We start from the raw sequence: 21,912 nt of genomic DNA on the forward strand, positions 1-21,912 counted from the left end.
AAACTTTATATAGCAAGTAGTGCACTAGCACTTAGAAAGGGTAAGACCGAGGCGTCATTTGCACACTTACCCAATGGTCAGTGGTGAACTCTTCAATCGCCCACTCACCATTAAACCTACCAAGCCCGGAGTTTTTCTCTCCCCCAAATGGTGCGTGCGCCTCGTCATTCACGGGAATATCGTTGACATGCGTCATGCCGGCCTTGATCTGACGAGCAAAGCGAGCACCTCGTTCGAGGTCTTTGGTGAACACCGCGCTGGAGAGCCCATATTCACTGTCATTAGCCAGCAGCAAAGCATGGGCCTCATCGCGAGCACGCTGGATGCCAACGAGCGGGCCGAAAATCTCTTCTCGCGCAATTTCCATATCAGCGGTAACGTCGGCGAAAACGTGTGGTGGAAGTAGATTCCCGCGAACCTCCCCTTCAACGACGGTTCTCGCACCTTCTTCTTTGGCCCGAGAAACCTTGTTCAACAATCCCTCGAGCTGTTTACGATTGATAATGGGGCCAATCACCGTGTCAGCATCACTGGGATTACCAACCTTCAGCGCTCTGACCTTCTCCGCGTAGAGTTCTACGAACCGGTCATACAGGGCGTCTTCCACGATGATCCGGTTGATGGCCATGCAGATCTGTCCTTGGTGCAAAAACTTGCCCATGACAGCCGCTGCGACCGCTTGATCGAGATCAGCATCAGCCAGCACCACGAATGGGCTATTGCCACCCAGCTCCAGTGCCACATGCTTGAGATACTTGCCACCACTGGCAATGCGCCCAATGTTCAGCCCGACCGGCGTCGAGCCTGTGAACGAGATGAATTTGGGGATCGGATGCTCCACGAATGCATCGCCGATCTGAGCGCCAGAGCCCACCAATACACTGATGACGCCCTTGGGCACTCCTGCTTCCTCGAAAATCCTGGCAGCGAGCAACCCACCGGTGACCGGAGTATCGCTCGCTGGCTTGATCACGACAGCATTGCCCAATGCCAGTGCCGGCGCGACAGAACGTTGAGTCAGGTGAAACGGGAAGTTCCAAGGGCTGATCACCCCAACCACGCCGAGCGGTTCACGATAAACGCGATTTTCCTTACCCGGCACATTGGAAGGTAGGATCCGACCGTGAACACGAGCAGGAAATGACGCCGACTCTTGAGTGATGCCGCGAGCCGCCCCCCACTCGATCTGTGCCTTGATTCGTGTGCTACCGGACTCCTTGATGATCCAGTCGATAATTTCTTCACGGCGTTCGTCGAAGATTTGCACCGCTTTCAAGAGTATCGCCGACCGTTGTCCCGGGCCCATATTGGCCCAAGCTGCCTGAGCGTTCTCGGCAGAGATATAGGCCTGATTGAGGTCTTCGCGATCAGCCTGGACGATTTCTAACAGGGTGTCACCGGTGAACGGATCAGTAACGTTAAGCACGTTCCTGGCGCTGCCCTTACGCCACTCTCCTGCAATCGGCAGCAGATGCATTTCTTGGTAAGGCATACGGTTGGCTTGGCTCAAGTGATGTCTCCTTGGACGGTGTGAGTTGAAGATCAGGAATGCGCGTCAATCGGCTGGGATTCCATCTCATTCGAATGCGCAGATCGCCGCTTGACCATGGCGATAGCAAAAATCGCGATCAGTCCTGGTATGGCGCAGAAGATAAAATTCAGTTGGAGCGGTAAGTTCAGGCTGAGCATAAGCCCCCCCAAAGCGGGGCCTGCGACGCCTCCGAAACGACCTATGGCTGAACACCAACTGACAGCCGTGGAACGGATATCACTCGGATACTGCTGAGCGGCAAAGGCATGAATTACAGCAAGAGTTCCGATGGTGGTAGCACCGGCAATCAATAACATTATGTTGAGCGTTACCGGGCCCGGCTTGATGCCGAGGATGCAAAGCGAAACGACCGCCAATGCAAAAAAAAGAATCAACGTAGGTTTACAGCCCCAGCGATCAGCCAGCCAGCCACCCCCAAGAGCGCCCACCGTAGCGCCAAGATTCAACGTCACCAGAAACATGAGACTGGAGCCAAGTGGGTAGCCCCCTGCGACCATTATTTTCGGCAACCAGGTATTGAGGCCGTAAACCATCAGAAGGCACATGCCGAAACCTAGCCAGAGAAAGACGGTACCCACGCCTCTCCCCTCTTTGAACAGTCGGGAAAGAGGTGTGGATGTTGAGGTTCGTACAGCTGGTTCAAATCGGACAAAAGCAGTATCTATATCGGGAACGATACGCTTGAGAAGTGCCCCTGCTGCACGTTGATTTTTCGCCAGCAGATAGGGCAAAGACTCAGGGAGATAACGGTACATCCAAGGCATGCAAAGCAGTGGCAGTCCGCCGATGAAGAATGTTGCCTCCCATCCAAATTTGGGTATCACCAGCATGGCCACCAACGCCGAAATCATTGCACCGATGGAGTAAAAGCTGAGCATGATCGTAGTCAGAGTGCTACGACGAGTTGTGGGGGACAAGTCGCTCATCAGGGCAACGATGTTTGGAATGGCACCGCCGAGGCCGACACCGGTAAAAAATCTCAAAGCCGCGAAGCTGGGTACATCCCAGGCGAATGCATTTGCGAAAGCGCTAATGCTCGCGAGAGTGATCGCTCCGAGGATGATCTTGCGTCGCCCCATTCGGTCTGCAAGCGGGCCGATAGCGATTGCGCCGAACATCATTCCGAATAGAGCTGCACTCCCCATCCATCCCGCTTGGACTGGCGGGATAGACCACTGTTCCATCAAGCGGGGAACCACAGATCCGTAGATGACGAGATCATAGCCATCGAACAGCATGATGAACGAGCACCAAAACAACAGGCCGTAGTGGAACCTGCCCAACGGAGCTGAGCCCGCAATTTCTGTAGCATTTCTTTGAGTCATAATTTGGTCTCTTGTTTTTGTTATTCGGGGACTTACTAGGAGGCACAAGGCCCTTGGCACTCATCAATGAGGCTGGATCGTCACAGTGGGCACCTCGATCAAAGTAGGTTCGGTAGAGTCGAGAGCAGCGCGAAGGGCGGCCTCGAAACTATCGCGAGTGTCGGTATGTACCGCCTTGACTCCATACCCTTTTGCGATAGCGCAGAAGTCCAAACCAGGGACGTCCAAACCAGGCGCTTCCTCAACATTCAGGACGCCCGCGAACCAGCGCAGCGCACCATAGGTGCCATTTTTGAGGATGATGAACACGACTGGGATGTGATACTGCGCAGCCGTCCACAACGCAGTAATTCCGTAGTTCGCAGAGCCATCGCCAATCAAAGCGACCACGCGCCTATCGGGCTGGGCCAGTTGAACGCCCACCGCTGCTGGCAGACCGAAGCCCAATCCACCTGCTGCGGGGAAGTAGTAGCTACCAGGGTGACGCATGTTCATTCGCTGCCAGAACGCGGTCGTGGTGGAAGTCGATTCCTTGACGTAGATAGCATCTGGCGGAGCGACCGCGTCGAGGACGTCGAACAGCGTTTCCGGGCGCAAGTGATGAGGTTCATCTTGTACATCTGTCAACGCTGGTAGAGATGCTGGATAGGACTTTGCCTTCTCCTCAACGCCCTCTGCCAGTACGCGTAGAGTCTCTGCAATATCGCCGATCAAGGCGTCCCCCATAGGAGCGCGAGCTGCTTCCTGAGGATCTGACGTGATGTGCAAGAGCCGAGCTCCTGCCGGTAGATACACGCCTGGTGCGAACTGGTGATAGCGGAAAACCGGCGCGCCGATGACGATGATCAGGTCGTGGCCAGCAAGCGTCTTACTGATCCCTGCGATGGCAGCAGGCAAAACTCCACGGAAGCTAGGATGGCGAGTTGGGAACGGGCAACGTGATGCCGATGGAGCAACCCAGACAGGCAGTTTCAGTTTATCGGCCAAGGCGACGGCGTAATCGTTGGAGCGGGTAGCATCCACATCAGGGCCGAGAACGAGAACAGGGTTGTTGGCCTCATTCAAGTGCTTGGTCAAAGCTGCCAGCTGCCGCGCATCAGGAGCACCCGCAGTCTGGACTTCTCTCTCAAGAAGATGCTCCACACCGAGCGGAGATGGTTTCTCCCAGTCGTCGTATGGAATAGACAGATACACCGGAGCCTTGGGAGAAGTATTAGCAATGTGGATCGCCTGGCTAAGAGCCCGAGGCACATCCTGAGCCGTTGCAGGTTCATAGCTCCACTTGACCAGTGGTTTGGGTAGCTGTGATGCATCCACATTGGCCAGCATTGCTTCGACACCAATCATCGAACGCACCTGTTGACCTGCCGTGATCACCAACGGGCTGTGTGAATACCACGAATTGGTGAGAGCCCCCATGCCATTGCCCGTACCTGCTGCTGCATGGAGGTTTACGAAAGCAGGCTTACCGCTTGCGAGAGCATAGCCGTCCGCCATCCCCACCACAGCGCCTTCATGAAGACCGAGGACATACTGGAAATCCTCCGGAAAGTCCTTCAGAAAAGGAAGCTCGTTGGATCCAGGGTTACCAAAGATGGTGGTCATGCCATGGCGACGCAAAAGCGCATAAGCGGCAGAGTGAATTGTTTTCATTGGGTCATATTCCAGGGTGTGTCCGATTGCTCCTACTGTAAAAATTCGATTAAAATCGATCAAATCAATATTTTATGACTACCACATAGACACCACTTATTTTCATAAAGGTCTACGGATGGCTCATTTCGATCTAAATTTGATCACCACCTTCGTCACGCTTTACGAAACGCAGAGCCTGACGACTACCGCCGAGCGGCTGTTTGTCACCCAGCCGTCAATCAGCTACAGCCTGGGGAAACTACGTGAGCAATTCGACGACCCGTTGTTCATACGCAATAGCCAAGGAATGCAGCCCACAAGGCTTGCGTCTCAGCTATACGTTGGTTTCAAGCAGGCTGCACGCTGTATTGAGGAGTCAGTGGCTGAGGCAAGAAGGTTTGAGCCTGCCCACTCAAGCAGGCAATTTCGACTAGCGCTTTCTGACTTGGGGGAGATGGCGTTGCTGCCCAAGCTCATGGGTCAGCTAAATATCCTGGCGCCCAATATCGAGCTTGAGATCATTCCGCTAGAGATCGACCAGGTGGGGACATGGTTGAACGACGGTCACATCGACGCGGCCATCTGCAGCCGGGTCATCAGCGGATCTGGGCTTGCATTCAAGAAGCTCGTCAGCGAGCGATACGTTTGCTTGATGGACGCGGATCATCCTCGGATTGGTTCAGAGCTGACAATGGAACAGTTTCTCGTAGAGCCGCACGTCTTGGTCACAAGGACATCGGGGCATGGCATGGCCGAAGACGTGCTTCAAAAACTCGGGGTCAAGCGAAGGATCAAGCTCAGGATTCCTCACTTTTCAGTCCTTCCAAAGGTAATACCGGGCACAGAATTGCTGGTGATTCTGCCGTCCCAGATCGCGGACAGCTTTTGTGAAATGCCACTGGCCAAGCCGCTTAAAATGCTTGAACTGCCCTTCGATGTACCGTCCTTCGAAGTGACGCTCCACTGGCACTCCCGGAGCACTCAATCAACGGGGCTTAACTGGTTCTTCGAACAAATTCAGGCCACGCTAGGCGAGCCCGGCGTGGCCTGACGGATCAAGCTGCTGTCGATGTCCGACCCCGAGCGGCTGAGATCTGATCATCGCCCAAGGCGAGCACTTAAAGGCCGAGTTGAGCGCCCAAGTTATAAACTATCTGCAATCCGACGACGGCTCCATCGCTGCTGACCTCGGCCTGTGGATTGTAGAAGTTGCTGGGGTTGAACACGTACTGCACGCTTGGCTGAAGTGCCAGATAAGGCGTCGCCTGCCACACCATATTGAGCTCTACTCGCGACTCTCCTTTTGACATTCCTTGGTCAACACCGGTGGCCAGCAGTCGCTGATCGTGCTGATATTGAACTTGCTTGTCCCCCAAACGCAGGTAGCTCGCTTTCAAGCTGACTGAATCCTGAGGGCGCCCGAATGGGCCAACGCGAGTTATACCTGCTTCCACGAAGTGTTCGAAAGGCTGCAGATCGTCAGCACTCCAAGTCCACGCGCCGAATACTTGCCACGCTTTGTCTGGGTTTCCGGCAGAGGAACCGCCTTCGCGAGATAGCGTTTGCATAAAGCGGTAGATTAAGCCGCTGCTACCACGCCGGGTCGAGCCATCCAATATGTCTGTCTGTTCGGAGGTATTGTAAAAACCATTAAGCTCGTAGTGATAGGCCAAGGGCGTCTGCGCGAAGCTTTTTTGAGCACCAACGCCTGCCAACCAAGTGATACCACTCGCGTCACCCGGATCCCAGTTCCAACCCTTGGTGCGTTTGATGTAATGGGCAGGATTGGACTCGAAAGCGCCAGCATGTATGTACTGACCGTTGTCGAATGAGTAACGCGAGTAACCGCCCCAGCTTCCGTATGGGTAAGGCAATATTCCGGTGGTGTTTTCAATGATGGGGTCATTGCAGGTAACCCAGTTCTCGCAGTTCATCATGTAGAAATGCTGCTTAGCATTGCTACGGCCAACGTCGAGCTCAAGATGGTTATCCAACAGCATTTGCCGATATTCAAACTTCGACAGATATCCCTTGTCGATGTCGTTATGCATAGGTGCGCCACCTAGCGCGCTACCTGTGGCTCCTTGCCAGGCGCCAGCAGTTGGCTGACCTTCATTGCGCATCCACGGGAAAAATGTGTATTCAAACTGGAACGTGCCGCCTGGCAACCCCATGAGCTTGGACATGTCAAAATCGGCGCCGGCGAAAATTGCGCCAGCGTTGGCGAATGTATGGGGACGAGGGCCAGTGTTAAGGTTCTCCAGCATCAGATCGGTAACGATCAGGTGCGCCTTGACTGGACTACTGTCTGTGGGCGCCGAATCGGCCCATGCCGAGCTCGCCATACTACCCAAAGCCACAACAGCGGTTACATAAAATCGGCGCGCAGAAGTACCTGCGACGAGTGGGATCGCGTTCATTCATTTAATCCGAGAAAGGTTTTTATTCGCGCAACCAGTGCAGCTGCGCTTAAGGTAAGAACGGCCGATCAGCGTGCGATGGGCGAAAGTGGGCCCGGCCCCCAGATCGACTCAAGCGTGCGACCGATTGCCAGAAGTTGGTCGTCCGTTCCAGGCAATCCGTCAATCTCCATACCTATAGGAAGTCCGGACTCTTTCCCAACACCTACGGGAATACTGAGACCCGGCATCCTCACGTTGCTGCTCGGGTCGGTGTTTCGAATAATCCGACCAAATTTTTGAGGCGTTCCGGCGTCAGGGCCGGTCTTGATTGCCACCTCTGGAACCGTGGGGAACAGAAGAGCATCGAGCTTGTTGTCCGCGAATGTCTTCTGATAGAGAGCTAGCAAGGCTGGGACACCCGTCTTGATCGCTTGCGCATAAGCCGGGCCGCCAGGAATCATCTTTCCATCAGCCCCTGGGACATTACCAGGCACGACCATGGCCGAGAAAATACCTTGGACGTCGGGACTCGAAATTTTGGCGGCCAGGGTTTCGAATGACACTCCGGTGGATTGTGATTTCAGGTAATCAGTCAGGGCCTTGCGCGCTTCCATGATCGCGACTGGCGTTGCCACAGCTGATGCCAATTGACCGATACCCGGCATGCTGACTGAGACGACCTCAACTCCTGAACTGCGGAGCTTCTCTACCGCGGCTTTGGCCTGTGTCGAGACTTCCGGCTCCAGATCTGCCCAGAAAAAATCTGGAATGCCCAGTCGAATTTGGTGGGCCGGTATTGGCTTCAGAGGCGAGACACCGCTAAGAATCGAATCCAGCAGCACGACATCTCCAACAGTATTGGCCATTGGGCCTGCCGTATCGCGACTGGTCGAAATGGGTGTGATGCCTACACCGCTATATCGACCAACCGTTGGGCGAAAACCAACACAGCCATTTAGCGCGCAAGGCTCACGGCTAGAGCCACCTGTATCTGTCCCCATAGCGATTGGAATCAAGCGAGCCCCCAGAGCGGCGGCACTCCCTGACGACGAACCACCGGCAATGCGAGAGTTGTCAAAGGCATTGCGCACACCGACCAGCTGTGGAAGATGAAAGGCGGTGTTGTAGCCGGTAGCGCCAAACGCGAGCTCATGCATATTGGTCTTGCCGACCACAATGGCGCCTGCGGCCTGGAGCCTATCGATAATCGGCGCATTGGCTTTCGGAAAGAAATTAGCGAGAGCTGGCGTGCCTGCTGTGTTCGTGAAACCAACGACCTGAATGTTGTCCTTGATTGCTATAGGGACGCCGCCCAAGGGAAGGCACTGCTCACCCTTAGCGAGGCGCGCGTCTGCAGCACGAGCTTCGCCCAAGGCTCTCTTTGGGTCTATAGAAATGAAGGCATTAAGCTCAGGATGCGTTTCAATACGGGCCAGCCAATAGCTGACAACCGATTCACTGGAAACCTTCTTTTCGCAGATGGCTTGTGCCATCTGCTCAGCACTCATCAAGTAGAAGTCTTTCGGTACGTTCGACGCCGATGCGCCAGCGCTTGCTGCCAAAAGGCCAATCGCTAAGCAGGAGAGTCTGGTCTTCACGGATATTCCTTGAGAATCAGTCGATCCCCACTGCAGGTCTCGATGATTCATTTACGCACATGGAAATATCCGGCAAACATCCTCATTAATGAGGAGGTTTAGTGTATTCCCACCCGCATGGCGAGCTCGGTTCGATTGCTCGAATTGGTCTTGGCCATGGCGTTTTTTAGATGGGTACGTACCGTTGTGAAGCCAATGGACATGAGGCGCGCGATCTCCTTGTCACTGCGCCCGGCCGCTACGAGCTCGACAACAGCACGCTCTCGCGGACTCAGGGCACCATTTAGAGGCAGCTCAACCGAGAGCGCGTGCTGGAAGTACGGTGTGAGGGCGTTCAGCAGAGTGAGCTCCCTGGGGCCAAACGCAGGTTGGTCAGCGCTGCGCCATATGCGTAGATCCCCCACATCCCGTCCCTGGTTGAAGAAGAAAACGTTCACTCCATGGTGCATCCCACACGGTCTGAGGAACTCGGCGTAATGCTCACTGCGCTCCAAGGTAGGCCGACTGATAACATCATCCACACAAGCAGCTTGCCGCTGGGCTCTTAACACCGGTGTTACGGTATCGTGCATGTGAATCTGCTCATCGTATTGCCGCAGCATACGTGCATCAATATTGACTGCAGCGCAACGCGTGGATCGCCCCCTTGAGCTATCCCAGAGGTAAGAGGCTCCGAAGTCAGATCGAAGCAGCTGGGTAACATCACCGAGCACCTGCTGACGAACTTCATCCCCCGCACCACCCGTGCGGAGTCGCCAGACGATCTGAGCAAAAAGGCCAAGCTCAGAATTCGTCATGTCCATTTGATTGATATGCATAGGCATGCTCCCGGTTTTCACGCGAGTCTCCGAGCAATTTCCGGGCCTGAATTCGGTGGTTTGTTCTGTTAAACGCCTCAAAAATACTGGTATCTATCGCTAAAAGTCGTTCAGAGGCAGGTGCTAGAGCACTCGAGATAGTGAACCTGTTCAGATAAAAAATCCGTCCGAGGTACTCTCTGCCAGGTACCAGATTGGTTGGTACCTCTACTAGATGGGTCGAATATTCACGGTGAGTATCGTAAAGACATTAGGGGCATGACTGAATCTGTAGCCGGGTCATCAGCGGCCCAAGACTAGCCTCCAAGAGACTTGTGAGCGAACGCTATGTTTGCCTGCTAGACGCAGGTCACCCTCGGATTCAAGATGATTTGTCGATGGAAAACTTCCTTGCGGAACCTCATGTCCTAGTCACAAGAACATCGGGGCATGGAATGGCCGAAGACGTACTCCAAAAGCTCGGTGCCAAGCGTCGAATCAAGCTCAGGCTTCCACACTTTTCCATGTACCAGCGTTTGAAGGCACCCTTCACTGGCACTCCAGAAGCATTCAATCAACTGGCCTCAGCTGGTTCTTCGAACAAACTCAAGCCACTCTAGGTGAGCCTGGAGTGACCTGATTTGATATGGCGATATTTATGGCGCCACGGCGGGTCAGTGCTTTACCTTCCGATCTTCTCGAGGTGATGATTTACCACTATTCAGAGATACGCGCCCTCAATGAGCTTGACCAAGCTGTGCAGCGATGAAAGCACAGGGGTGTCGATCCCTTGCTCGTTGGCTCGCTCAACAACGGCGCCATTGATGAAGTCGATTTCAGTTTTTCGCTTTGCCTCGACATCCTGCAACATCGACGGCTTGTGCTGATGATGATTGGCAAAGGCGTGATTAACGGCATGCTCTACCCGACTGGCTTGAGCATCCACTCCGAGAGCATTCGCGACCTCTACCGTTTCTCGGATAACACCTGCGGTCAAACTCCTACCATGCTCAGAATCCCCAACGCCTCCCACGGTTTGGCGTGTAATCGCGCAGACCGAGTTCAAGGCAGCGTTGAAAGCTACCTTCTCCCAGATGGCAATTTGAACCTCTGGGTCGGCCCGACACGGTAACCCGGCTTGCTGGAAGGTCTCTGCGATATCCCGTGCTACCGACTTATCCTCACCATTCCATGGCCAAAGATTTATATGGCCATCACCATGGCTGTGGACGACACCTGGTTCAACCAGATCAGCAGGCAGATTGGTCATACCCACAATAATGCGCTCTGCAGGTACGACTTTGGAGATCAGCTCGGCGTTGCCCAAGCCATTTTGAACAGATAGCGCCCAGGTCGTAGGCCCGACAAGATGTCGCACCGACTCAATAGCAATATCCGTGTGAAAGCCCTTAGTAAAAATAACTACCAGATCGAAGGTTCCAGCGAAATCCTTCGCCCGCCCAATAGGCACCATCACGCGCTCCGTTGCCGAAGGCGTCACGAGCTGCAGGCCCTTGCGCTGGATGGCCGCGATAGTGGCTTCAGAGGCTTCAACAAAGGAGACCTCTTGCCCACTCAGCGCTAGGCGCGCACCAAAAAGCCCTCCCATTGCACCAGCGCCGACAATTGCGATTTTCATGATTAATCCTCGACTAATAGCTGGTAACTGTAGAAAAAGGGCCAGCAATCACACAAATAGATACCAAGCCTACTCAAGATAAACGCCTTCTATGTTGGTGACATTCACATCAGTTGTGCTGACTGCTGACCTGCACGATGAAGAGGATAAAGATATGCATATGGATTGGTCAGACGCGCTTTGAGGATTGCGAGGTGGCGCGCTCGCAACTAACGGTTCGAATCAAGCAATCGATGTCGCGTCGAGCAGAATCTTTTTGTGTGCCAGGTAAGGTGACTGGGGGCATCAACAGGTTATCACTGGAGTCTATGCAGTCTAGCAATCACACCTGAAATTGTGGGTTACGTGTAGAAGACGCCACAATTTTCGCCCGCGCTGGCCACATCGAGCAGGGTCTAGCGCGGCGTAAAAAGCTCCCATGATGCAGCCGCTCTTTGATTTTGACCTCAAACGCGCCTCCCGCGAAAACTACATTACAGGGAAAGCCGCCATCAATTTCCCACATCCAGGAAGCACCACGGGTGGGTGGCATTTCCTTTCATATTTTGATCGGGAATCCGGCGTGGCCAACGTATCATTGGCAGGCATCCATTATCCTGACACCACCGACTACTTTGGCGACCTGGGCATCAGACTTCACTGATCAGCTAGTTGGCCGTGGCTGGGCTGTTGAAGGACGACGTCTGTACATGGCGGATCACTAAAGGGCTGCAGCGGACATGATCGTGAGATGGGCATTGAGCGAGTCCATACACTGCAGCGTTGAAATTGATGATTGGTTTCCCTCCCGAATAGAAAAAATAGCGACTGCTTGAGGTTTTAGATCTAGCAAAGTCAAAGCTTCTCGAGATTGGCAGATTGCAAAAAGTGGAAGCTTGGCTACGTACGCAAACCTGAAGATTGAGTAGATAGGTATCCGGGTCGCATAGCCTATAAAGATGTCGTCGGAAGTGCCGATAATTCGAAAGAATACTAGATGACCGCGCGTCGATTTTGGCGATGAGCAAGGAACAGGAAATGATGTCTTCTCGTCAGAACGCATTCAAAGCATCAGATGTGAGCCTCTGCGCTCTGGTGTTCCTAGCTGGTGTCGCCGTCACGGTCTTGGTACTGATTCTTTTCGTTGGGTCAGAGCAGCGCACCGTCAACGTTGCGTTCCAACTGGAGGTCGACGAACGATTCAGTCGCCTGCAACGACGCTTTAATACGCAGGTCTTAAAACTAGACGTTGTGAAGCGTTTCTTTATCAATGCCGACGATGTCACTGAAAAGGAGTTTCTGGGATTCGTCACACCTCTAGTTGGAGAGGACGAAGCCTATAGCTGGGTACCGAGGATTCTTGAGAAGGATCTACAGTCGTTTCGCGCGAAGGCGCTCCTCAACGGTACAAGTGATTTTTCATATCATGAAATTAATCCAGTCACCGGCGAAAAAATCCCCCTCTCCAGCAGGCCGGAACACTGGATATTGCTCTACCTATTGAAGCTCGATGACGTGAAGATCGTTCCTGGCATGGATGTCATGGCTCGCCCGGGTCGCCAGGTCTTGATGAGCAAGGCGAGAGAAACACATCAAATAGTCGTGTCGGAACCATTGAAAATGACTAATGGGCAGTCCGGGATTTTCTTCGTCGCACCCGTATTCCAGGACTACCTTAAGGTTCCATCTAAAGATGATGGTTTGCAGGGTTTCGTTGTCTCCACCGTACGCCTGGCGTCTTTGATGGAACAAGGCATTCCATCACCCAGTCTGCAACGGCTGAACGTGAGACTTTCACTTTTCGACACGCAGCATCAAGGGGAAACCATTTATCAGAGCCAGGCCCCCGCTGCCCCGTCAGAGCTGTACGCACAACGGCTGTTGAAAGTGGCCGACCAGAATTACCTGATGCAGTTTCGGCCCAGCTCAACTTTTCTGGTCGCCAACAGCAACGTCCTGTCCGTCAGTTTGATTGCAGTATTCGGAGTAGGATTGACGCTGCTGCTGACCTTGATGGTGTACTTGCTGATCACACAGCGCGCCCGCGCCCTCTCGCTGGTTGATGAGCGCACGCAAGACTTGCGTTTATTGAACATTACCGATCACCTGACCGGTGTCTATAACCGCCGGTATTTCGAAGATTTGATGGAGCGCCTGCTCATCGAGGCTGACGAGCACGACAAGCCTCTATCGCTGATCCTGTTCGACGTCGATCACTTCAAATGCATCAACGACCGCTGGGGGCATCAGTGTGGTGATAACGTTCTTAAGTCGTTGTGCGCACGAATACGTTCGGCAACACGCAATACCGATTTGCTGTGCCGAACGGGCGGAGAAGAGTTCGCATTGATCTGCCCGGACAGCGAATCGAACGATACGAGCCGGCTGGCAGAAAAGCTTAGAGTGCTGATAAGCGCCCTCCCATTTGACGAGGCAGGAGAGGTTACTTGTAGCTTCGGCGTTGCAACGTGGGTTCCATCGGAATCGTTTGACGCCTTCATTCGGCGTGCCGATACCGCTATGTACAGTGCTAAATCAAGTGGTCGTGATCAAGTCCAACTTGCGAATCCGTAACAAACTGACTATCGAGTTGTCACTACACAAGATTGTCAGTCCCCGCCACAAAACCACATGACGTACCCATTGCCATACATTAAGAAAATGTCTGGCCTGGCGTTCGGAAGCTGTGTTGTAACAGTACCGGGAACGCACCTTCCAAACTCCGAAGTCCAAGATTGATCACGGAAACGTTCACAGCGCCGACTAGCTGAGCGCTGGCCCCCTGCTTTTCTCAAGACAGTGATACTCATCAACTATGCCAGCCCCTGAGGCCTATAGGCATTTAACGAATGATATCGACACCGCCCATGTAGGGTTTGAGCACCCATCCTCATCGGAGCCGATTGGTACGCTAGCGTCCGATAGGTTGGGAACGGCCAGAACGATATCGTCCAGTTCTGCCTGAAGTCTCGCAGTAGAAGTACGCTCCGTTACGCATTGATCCCGTGGGATTCGGCATCGTCCGGAACTACAAGCTTACGACGGCTCGAGCATATGGCGAGCCGCCCAAAGCATCACCACCCCACCAGCTACACTCATTCGATACATTTCCACGCCGAGACTTCGACCATGGCGACCAGAACCGCAATCGTATTCGCTGGCGGCGGCAGCTTGGGTGCGGTCCAGGTGGGGATGTTGCGGGCCTTGGTCGAGGCCAATGTTCGATTCGACATGGTGGTTGGCGCTTCGGTAGGCGCAATCAACGGTGCCTACTTTGCCGCAAGGCCCGATTCCGATGGCGTCGAGGCGCTCGCCGGATTCTGGCGTGGGCTGAGTAAAACGGACATCTTTCCCCTCTCCTGGCTCGACACCTGTAGAGGACTGCTCAAACGGCGTGGTTTTCTGTTGCAGCCGGCGGCCTTGCACCGATTGCTGGGTCAGGCACTGCCCATTCATCGCATTGAGGATGCGGCGCTGCCCCTGCACATCGTCACCACCGACCTGCTCAGTGGCGCCGAGACGGTTTTGTCCAGTGGTGAACTTGAGCAGGCGTTACTGGCCAGCGCTGCCATCCCACTGGTGTTCCCCTGCGTACAGATCGCTGATCGGTTCCTGGTTGACGGCGGCGTGGCAAGCAATACACCTATTTCGACTGCCGTAGCCTTGGGAGCCAGCAACGTCGTGGTCATCCCCACCGGGGTGAGTTGCGCCCTGACACAACCGCCCCGAGGCCTGGTCGCCTTGGCCTTGCACACCGTCAATCTGATGAGCATGCGCCAACTGGTGAGCGACATCGAACACTTCCGCACGCTCACCAGCCTGCACATCGTCCCGCCCTTGTGTCCTGTGGATGTCTCGGTGTTCAACTTCGACCAGACCGAGTCTTTGCTGCAGCGTGCCTATGAGCAGACCCTCCGGTGGCTGGAACATGGGGGGCTCGAACGCACCAAGGTACCGGGTGCCCTGACCATCCATTCACATGCTCATGAGCATTGAGAAAAAACATCGGGTGTCACTGGACGAGCAACTTCACCCGATGTAACGGTCGACGGTAATTAGCTACTTTGATGGCTCAACCCATTTCATTGATGCAGACCACTTTAGGCTGCGTCATGTCCTCATAGGCAAACCGGACACCTTCTCGCCCCAGACTTCCGTACTTGAAGCCACCGAAAGGCATGGCATCAAAACGATAATCGGAAGAGTCATTGATCATCACGCCACCGGCTTGAATTTGCCGCGCCAATTTCAAGGCCTTGGAAAGATCACGTGTGAAGAGTCCCGCATGCAAGCTGTACTCCGGAGCGTTGGCCAGAGCAACAGCATCATCCAACTGGTCAAAAGGCTCCAGGATGACAACCGGCGCGAAGACTTCCTGCTGCCAGATACGACTGTTATGGCTTACACGCTCCAGCACGGTCGGCGCATAGCTTCCCACTTCGCGATGGTGCCCACACAGAAGAACGGCCCCCTCGGCCAGTGCTTCATTCACCAACTGTTCGGTACGACGGGCCGCCTGTTCTGTAATCATCGGGCCTACATCCGTTGCTCGCTGGTCAGGATCACCCACTACCAAGGCACGCGTTTGGCTGACAAACCGCTCACGGAAGTCCTCATAAATTGAACTATGTACAAGGATGCGTTGAGTGCCGATGCAATTCTGCCCTGCTGCCCAAAAGGCGCCAGACACACAGGACTCAACAGTCGGTTCGATATCGCAATCTTCAAGCACGAGAACCGGGGCATTTCCTCCCAGATCCATCGCTAGCTTCTTCAACCCTGCACTACGAGCGATGGCCTCACCTGTGGCAAAACCGCCCGTAAAGGAAATCATCCGAACTTCACGAACCTCCACCAATGCTTTACCCAGATCGACGCCACCGGTCGCCGGGGTTACCACAGACGGAGGCAGACCCGCTTCCACCAGGCACTCAACCAGCTTGAGAGCAGACAACGGTGCGAGCTCTGAGGGCTTCAGGATCACAGCATTACCACCGGCGATGGCCGGGCCAAGTTTATGGGCGACCAGGTTCAGCGGATCGTTGTAGGGGGTGATCGCGACGATAAGCCCCAACGGTTCCCGAGTGAACCAGCCCTGGCGCGATTCGGAGCCTTCATATGCCTCAAATGGAATCACTTCCCCGGCGTTACGACGAGCCTCTTCCGCCGAAAGCTTCAGCGTATTCACACAACGCTTCACTTCCTTCTCTGCTTGTCGCAGCGTCTTCCCCGCCTCTGCAACAATGAGTTTGGCAAACGCTTCAGCCTCAAGCTCTACACGCCGGGCCGCCTCCTCAAGGATGCGTGCACGCAGGTGACGAGGCATTGCCGCACTCTCACGCACGCCAATTCGCGCACGTTCCAGCAAGCCAGGAACTGCGGCGGCATCGAGGCAAGGGACACTGCCCACCAAGCGACCATCGAATGGACTGAACACATCAATCTGTTTGGCTTCAACAAGCTGGATACTGGCCATGCTGGATACGCTCATGACTATCTCCTGTTATTTGCCGTGGGCGGTGTGGATGGCGACGATGTCCGACAGCAATGCGAAGGCTGTTTCGATGCGCCCTGCCCCAGGCCCGGACACCGTGACAGCTCCCAGGAGTTCGGTCTTGAATGACACTGCATTCGTAGCGCCGTTGATTCCGGCAAGAGGATGTGAGTTCGACAGTAAGCGAGCCTCGACACTCGCTCGAACCGAGCCATCCGCTTCACGATCGGCTGAGCCAATCAGTTTCCAGCTCGCGCCATTGGCACTTGCCTGGGCAATGTCTTGTGCGCTGATATTGCTGATACCCGAGCACGCTACATCGCTGACATTCAGTCGTGCGTTGAGCAGTTCGTTGGCCAGGATCACCACCTTGAGGCGTACGTCAAACCCTTCCACATCGGCGGTTGGATCTGCCTCGGCGTAGCCGAGTTGTTGCGCTTGTACGACGGCATCGTTGAACGCCAGGCCGTCTTTCATCCGGGTGAGCACGTAGTTGGAAGTGCCGTTCAGGATGCCTTCGAAGCCTTGCACATTGGCACCCGCCAGAGCCTGCCTGGCCAGACGAATCACGGGGGTGCCACTCATCACCGCCCCCTCGTATTCGAAGGCGACCTGGTTGCGCCGGGCCAACGCTTTGAGCTCGGCACCGTGCAGCGCAATAGGCCCCTTATTGGTGGTCACTACATGAATGCCGCTTTCCAAGGCCCAGCGGCAAAAGGTAGTGGCGGGCTCGCCATCCACCGGATTGGTAAAAGTGGCTTCAGCGATGATGTCTGCACCGGAATGCTTGATCACGGTTTCGTTGAAGGCCTCAGCATTGCCGCCGGGCAGTTGAGCGAATGCGCCCTTCTCAACCGGCAGCGCCACCAACTGCTTTGCATCCAGACCGTCTTTGGCAACGATTGAGCCGAGGAACAGATCGGTGACACCGACAATTTTAATGGTGAAGCCGAGGGCCTCTTTCCACTCGGCATTACAATCGGCGACCAATTGGGCGAAGCCACGGTTCACGCCACCAAATCCTACCAAGGCAATTTTGTACTCAGTCATAAGCGCTGTTCCTATATTGATGTTGTTCGTTAGGAACATCCTAAGAGCCGGGCTTTGGCAGTTGAATATGGCAGAGTGCTGTATTAATTGAGCGTTTTGCCCAAGCACGATGTTGTCAAAACACCGCAGAAAGGACGAACGATGTCACGGTGTTTTCCACCCCCGGCATGGCCGCGATTTCCTTCCACACGAGATGGACGCGTTCAGGTGTGGCGGCATTCACACGCAGCATTAAATCGAACTCACCACTGAGTACTTCACATTGCACGACTTCGGGAATGGAGCGCAGCGCAGTCAGTACTTCTTCGCCACGCATGCGGTCGTAGCGGTAGACAAAGATCACCGCGCTGATAAGCGACGTAGGCCGCCGCGACTCACCGAGAAGAACCGTATAGCCCTGGATCGCACCGTCGCGCTCAAGACGCTCGATGCGCTGGCGCACCGCATTGCGCGACAAGTTGATCTTGGCACCCAGTTCGATATGGGCTATTCGCGCATTGGCGGTAAGTTCGGCCAGTATGCGTTCGTCCAACGGATCTAGAATGCGCTTCATGCAGACCTCTGCAGCGCCAGACGAAGAGCCTGGCACAGACCGTCAAGATCGCCCTTGGCCAGGTACGGTGGTTGCGCGCGCACCTCGACAGTGCTCGGAACGCTTGCTTGCCAGACGCCCAGTTCGGCCAACAGCGCCGCTGACTTGGCCGGCGCAATTTGCCCGAAGGTGACCATCGGCGCGCCCAGGCTGCGTCGATGAAGCCTGCCGGCCAGTACACCGACAGCGGTGTGAGGATCGATGGCCGAGCCTGTCTCTCGGAACAGTTCGACTACTTCATCGCGCACCTGGGATTCGTGTACGGCATAGGAATCGAAGAGTACTCGAGCACGTAGCCATTGCTGGTTGCCGATGCTCATTTCTCCGCAACTTTCAAAATGCTCCATCAGTGCTTTTGTTGAGCAGCCATCGTGCTCGTAAATCTCCCAGATAAACCGCTCCAGGTTGGAAAACAACGAGAAGTCCATCGCCGGCGACACGGTTCGATTAGTCATCCGGGTGGAGTAGCGATTGCAATGAAAAAACTGGTGCAGGGCATCATTGCTGTTGGTGGAAATGATCACCTGATTGATCGGTAATCCCATTTTCTGCGCAATGTAACCAGCGTAGATTTCGGCCGAGCTGGCAGCTGGAACGCTAAAGCCAACGGGACGCGAGCCACCGCCCAGTTGCAAGGCTGCGTGGAAGTAAAAAACGATCTGGGCCAGGACGCCGATCCAATTGGTCGAATTGAAACAGACCGGCAACACTCCATCCAATGGCCACTCACGCAAGAGTCGGGAGACCAGCGTCTGGCAATCATCGAAATTACCGTCAACCGGAAACAGCTGAACCCGCTGCGGGTCGGCTGCCTGCAAGGCACTGAGTTGCTCAGGTGCAAGCCCGTCGCGCGGATAAAGTATCGCCATGCGGGCGGCCGGGCAGTTAGCAAAGGCTTCAAGCGCCGCGACGCCGGTATCACCGTTAGTTGCACCGACCACCAACGCTTCTTTACCGATCTCCTTCAGGAAATGGTCGACCAGGCGCGACTGCAATTGCGCGGCGAAATCCTTGGAAGAACCGGTCGGACCATGAAACAGCTGGAGTATCCACTCGTTGTGCCCGATTTGCTCAAGCGGCGTAATAGCGCGGTGCTTGAATTGTTGATAGCTGTCACTGAGCAAGGCACGCAGGGTGCTTTCGTCTATGGAAGAGCCGACAAAAGGCGAAATCACTCGCCAAACCAACTCATCAAACGGCAGCCACGACCAGCCGGCAATCTGTTTCTCGGTAAAGACAGGCAAACTGGCTGGGACATAGAGACCAGCATTTTCGGCGAGCCCCGACAGAACCACACTGCGAAAATCAGCACGCATGTCGCCGCCGCGAGTGCTTACATAATCCATGGCAACTCCAAATCAGTTTTACAAAAGGCGATGGGCTTGAGCCACCAGCCAGGTAGAAAAATGTGCGGCATCAGGCGAGAGCGCTTCGTTCTGTTCGTGCACCAGATAAAAGGATTCGCTTGCCTCGATTCGGTGATTGAATGGCGCAACCAATTGCCCGCTCTTAAGCAAATCCTCGACCACGGAAGACCGTGCCAGCGCAACGCCCTGCCCCAATTCGGCCATGCGGATGGTGGAAATCAGCGTGTCAAACTGAAGGCCACGGGAGTAGTCGACGTCGTCTGCACCAACTCGTTTTAACCAGTAACCCCAACCTTCTTCGTACCCCAACACATGAAGCAGAGAATGGTTCATCAAGTCGCGTGGCTCATGTATGGGTGAGCTGGCCATGAGCTTTGGGGAGCAAACAGGCTGAAGGATGTCCCAAGTCAACCGCTGAGCGTGCAAGCCCGACCACTCACCGCATCCCCAGCGAATCTCCAGGTCATCCTCGCCGTCCGGTTCTTTCACCCAAATATTGCTGATGTATCGAATATCAATCTGGGGATACTCCCGACAAAAATCTGCGAGTCGGGGGGCCAACCAATAGTGAAGAAAGGAAAGGCTGCCACGCACCTTCAAATGTCTTCGATTGCGCTGGCCGAAAATCTCGTTTGTGCCGACTGCAAGGCGACTGATCGCGTCTTGTACGACAGGCAGGTACGACTGCCCTTCCTCGGTCAATCCAAGCCCTCGAGGTAAGCGCTTGAACAGCGCCACACCGAGGTGACTTTCTAACTGACGGATCTGCTGACTCACAGCCCCTTGAGTCAAATGGAGTTCTTCCGCCGCGTGGGTAAAGTTTAAACAGCGCGCCGATACTTCGAATGCCCTCAACCAGTTCAAGGGTGGTAGTGACTTTTGACTCATCGGCGCAACCTCATCAGGGCTTTATCTATGCTCAATCATTGCCTGAGAAACTCACACGGTGCCAGAGGAATGAACAGCGGCGGCTAAAGCCAATCGCTCTGCTCTCTTGTTTCGAGTGACCCAGTAAACGAAATAACACCACGCGATAAAGGGAAGGCCGAAGTAAAGCGCCACTCGCTGCTCAGGATCAAAAGCGATACCCACACAGGCCAGCAAGCAACACAACAGTGCACCGATAGGCACCCATGGATAGCCGCGTACACGGAAATGCAGGTCTTCAACTCGTCCGCCATTAGCAACGTATTGACGACGGAACGCGATCTGGCTGGCAGCAATGCTCATCCACACGACTACGACCGCCAGACCGGAAATGGACACCAAGGCCAAGTAAACCGTATCAGGGGCAAACACACTGCTGAGCAGAGAAGCCACTGCGCCCGCCATACTAAGAACGATGGCGTTCACCGGTGTGCCACGACTGGAGAGCCTGGCGTAGCGCTTAGGCATATGTCCTTGATCGCTCAATGTCCACAGCATGCGCGATGCTGCATACAGCCCCGAGTTAGCGGCGGAAATCAGTGCCGTAAGAATGACGAAGTTCATAATGTCGGCAGAGTATGGGATGCCAATCAGCTCAAACACCATGACGAACGGACTTTCTACGAGCCCCGCTTGCTCTCGTGGCAGTAACGTCGCAAGGACGAAAATGGTCCCCACGAAGAACAACGCCAAACGTACCACTGTCGTGCGGATCGCCTTGGGCACGCTAGTTTGTGGGTCTTGCGCTTCACCTGCCGCAATCCCGATCAGCTCAGTTCCCGAAAAGGCGAAGGAAACAGCCAGGAGGGTCATTGCAATGGGTAGAAACCCGGTGGGGAAAAGCCCCTCACGTGTGAAGTTGGAAAGTCCCGCACCCTGCAAACTCTGTACTTGAATAAGACCGAAAATTGCCGCTCCGCCGATCACAATGAATGTGATAACGGTCAGCACCTTAATCAGCGAAAGCCAAAACTCAGTCTCCGCAAACCACCGAACGGAGACAACATTGCTTGAGAACACTGCGATGGCAAATAGCGCGCTCCAAATCCAGACGGGTGTATCAGGAAACCACCGAACCATCAGAATGCCCGCAGCTGTGAACTCTGAACCGATAGCTACTGCCCAAGTGAGCCAGTATAGCCAGGCCACTGTATAGCCTGTGCCTGGGCCCAGGTATCGCGTTGCGTAACTACTGAAAGATCCGGTTTCTGGCATCTGTACAGCCAACTCACCGAGACAGACCATGACTAAATACACCATCACTGCACCGATGATGTAAGCAATCACTGCACCGAGTGGCCCTGCCTGATTAACCGTGTAACCGGAGGTAAGGAATAACCCCGTACCGATCACACCGCCCAGTGCCAACATAACGATGTGGCGTGTTTGCATTTCCTTTTTGAAACGCGAGTTTGGGTCGGACTGATGATCTTTAATATGCGTGGACATAGTTTTATTCTCATGAAATGTGCGGACAAGCGTCCTTGTAACTGGCGGTTGGGCAGTACAATTTAGTTGTCGCTGGATTTTATTATTTTCATTCTTCATGAAGGGC

At 54.5% G+C, this 21,912-nt stretch carries 16 protein-coding genes and 1 pseudogene; 4 read left to right on the forward strand and 13 right to left on the reverse strand.

From position 1 onward, the window contains the following. Positions 1 to 31: 31 nt before the first annotated feature. The 3 genes from AC07VO_RS01635 to mdlC form a co-directional block, all read right to left on the reverse strand. A complete protein-coding gene (locus AC07VO_RS01635; RefSeq protein WP_192350722.1) occupies positions 32 to 1,492 on the reverse strand; it encodes an aldehyde dehydrogenase family protein in 1,461 nt (486 codons plus the stop codon). A 50-nt stretch (positions 1,493 to 1,542) separates the two neighbouring features. Beyond that, positions 1,543 to 2,877 (reverse strand): MFS transporter, encoded by a 1,335-nt coding sequence (locus AC07VO_RS01640; protein WP_192350504.1) that lies wholly within the window; start codon positions 2,875 to 2,877, stop codon positions 1,543 to 1,545. 63 nt (positions 2,878 to 2,940) lie between these two features. After that, positions 2,941 to 4,530 carry a benzoylformate decarboxylase gene (mdlC, locus tag AC07VO_RS01645; protein ID WP_192350725.1) on the reverse strand — a complete coding sequence of 530 codons (1,590 nt, stop codon included), beginning with the start codon at positions 4,528 to 4,530 and terminating at the stop codon, positions 2,941 to 2,943. 118 nt (positions 4,531 to 4,648) lie between these two features. On the opposite strand from mdlC, the gene AC07VO_RS01650 reads away from it, so the two are divergent. After that, positions 4,649 to 5,563, forward strand: coding sequence for a LysR family transcriptional regulator (locus AC07VO_RS01650; protein ID WP_495007466.1), 915 nt, complete (start codon positions 4,649 to 4,651; stop codon positions 5,561 to 5,563). 67 nt (positions 5,564 to 5,630) lie between these two features. On the opposite strand, the gene AC07VO_RS01655 is transcribed toward AC07VO_RS01650, so the two are convergent. The 4 genes from AC07VO_RS01655 to AC07VO_RS01670 all read right to left on the reverse strand — a co-directional run bounded on the left by AC07VO_RS01655 (position 5,631) and on the right by AC07VO_RS01670 (position 10,948). After that, on the reverse strand, positions 5,631 to 6,932 hold the full coding sequence (locus tag AC07VO_RS01655) for a carbohydrate porin (protein ID WP_192350508.1): 1,302 nt from the start codon (positions 6,930 to 6,932) through the stop codon (positions 5,631 to 5,633). Between the two features lie 68 nt (positions 6,933 to 7,000). Further along, positions 7,001 to 8,512, reverse strand: coding sequence for an indoleacetamide hydrolase (iaaH, locus tag AC07VO_RS01660; RefSeq protein WP_018925931.1), 1,512 nt, complete (start codon positions 8,510 to 8,512; stop codon positions 7,001 to 7,003). 98 nt (positions 8,513 to 8,610) lie between these two features. Continuing rightward, positions 8,611 to 9,330 (reverse strand): helix-turn-helix transcriptional regulator, encoded by a 720-nt coding sequence (locus AC07VO_RS01665; protein WP_018925932.1) that lies wholly within the window; start codon positions 9,328 to 9,330, stop codon positions 8,611 to 8,613. 700 nt (positions 9,331 to 10,030) lie between these two features. Further along, positions 10,031 to 10,948: a ketopantoate reductase family protein gene (locus tag AC07VO_RS01670; RefSeq protein WP_192350510.1), complete on the reverse strand. Its 918-nt coding sequence runs from the start codon at positions 10,946 to 10,948 to the stop codon at positions 10,031 to 10,033. Between the two features lie 418 nt (positions 10,949 to 11,366). Between AC07VO_RS01670 and AC07VO_RS01675 the strand changes: the two are divergent. The 3 genes and pseudogenes from AC07VO_RS01675 to AC07VO_RS01685 all read left to right on the forward strand — a co-directional run bounded on the left by AC07VO_RS01675 (position 11,367) and on the right by AC07VO_RS01685 (position 14,923). Next, positions 11,367 to 11,845: pseudogene (locus AC07VO_RS01675) on the forward strand (hypothetical protein). A 102-nt stretch (positions 11,846 to 11,947) separates the two neighbouring features. Beyond that, positions 11,948 to 13,501 (forward strand): sensor domain-containing diguanylate cyclase, encoded by a 1,554-nt coding sequence (locus AC07VO_RS01680; protein ID WP_225609190.1) that lies wholly within the window; start codon positions 11,948 to 11,950, stop codon positions 13,499 to 13,501. 555 nt (positions 13,502 to 14,056) lie between these two features. Then, positions 14,057 to 14,923: a patatin-like phospholipase family protein gene (locus AC07VO_RS01685; RefSeq protein ID WP_086944291.1), complete on the forward strand. Its 867-nt coding sequence runs from the start codon at positions 14,057 to 14,059 to the stop codon at positions 14,921 to 14,923. 76 nt (positions 14,924 to 14,999) lie between these two features. Here AC07VO_RS01685 and AC07VO_RS01690 read toward each other — a convergent pair whose 3' ends face one another. From AC07VO_RS01690 to AC07VO_RS01715, 6 genes are all read right to left on the reverse strand, one after another. Next, positions 15,000 to 16,418: an aldehyde dehydrogenase family protein gene (locus tag AC07VO_RS01690; RefSeq protein WP_018925937.1), complete on the reverse strand. Its 1,419-nt coding sequence runs from the start codon at positions 16,416 to 16,418 to the stop codon at positions 15,000 to 15,002. Positions 16,419 to 16,430: 12 nt separating this feature from the next. Next, on the reverse strand, positions 16,431 to 17,471 hold the full coding sequence (locus AC07VO_RS01695) for a homoserine dehydrogenase (RefSeq protein WP_018925938.1): 1,041 nt from the start codon (positions 17,469 to 17,471) through the stop codon (positions 16,431 to 16,433). A 115-nt stretch (positions 17,472 to 17,586) separates the two neighbouring features. Continuing rightward, positions 17,587 to 18,024 (reverse strand): Lrp/AsnC family transcriptional regulator, encoded by a 438-nt coding sequence (locus tag AC07VO_RS01700; protein ID WP_018925939.1) that lies wholly within the window; start codon positions 18,022 to 18,024, stop codon positions 17,587 to 17,589. Next, positions 18,021 to 19,409: a threonine synthase gene (gene thrC, locus AC07VO_RS01705; RefSeq protein ID WP_192350512.1), complete on the reverse strand. Its 1,389-nt coding sequence runs from the start codon at positions 19,407 to 19,409 to the stop codon at positions 18,021 to 18,023. The genes AC07VO_RS01700 and thrC overlap by 4 nt, the downstream gene beginning before the upstream one ends. An 18-nt stretch (positions 19,410 to 19,427) precedes the next feature. After that, positions 19,428 to 20,318 carry a LysR substrate-binding domain-containing protein gene (locus tag AC07VO_RS01710; RefSeq protein ID WP_064617928.1) on the reverse strand — a complete coding sequence of 297 codons (891 nt, stop codon included), beginning with the start codon at positions 20,316 to 20,318 and terminating at the stop codon, positions 19,428 to 19,430. Positions 20,319 to 20,369: 51 nt separating this feature from the next. Further along, positions 20,370 to 21,806, reverse strand: coding sequence for an amino acid permease (locus AC07VO_RS01715; protein WP_086944287.1), 1,437 nt, complete (start codon positions 21,804 to 21,806; stop codon positions 20,370 to 20,372). Between the last annotated feature and the right edge of the window lie 106 nt (positions 21,807 to 21,912).

The sequence above is a fragment of the Pseudomonas sp. GW821-FHT03E01 genome, assembly GCF_059420765.1.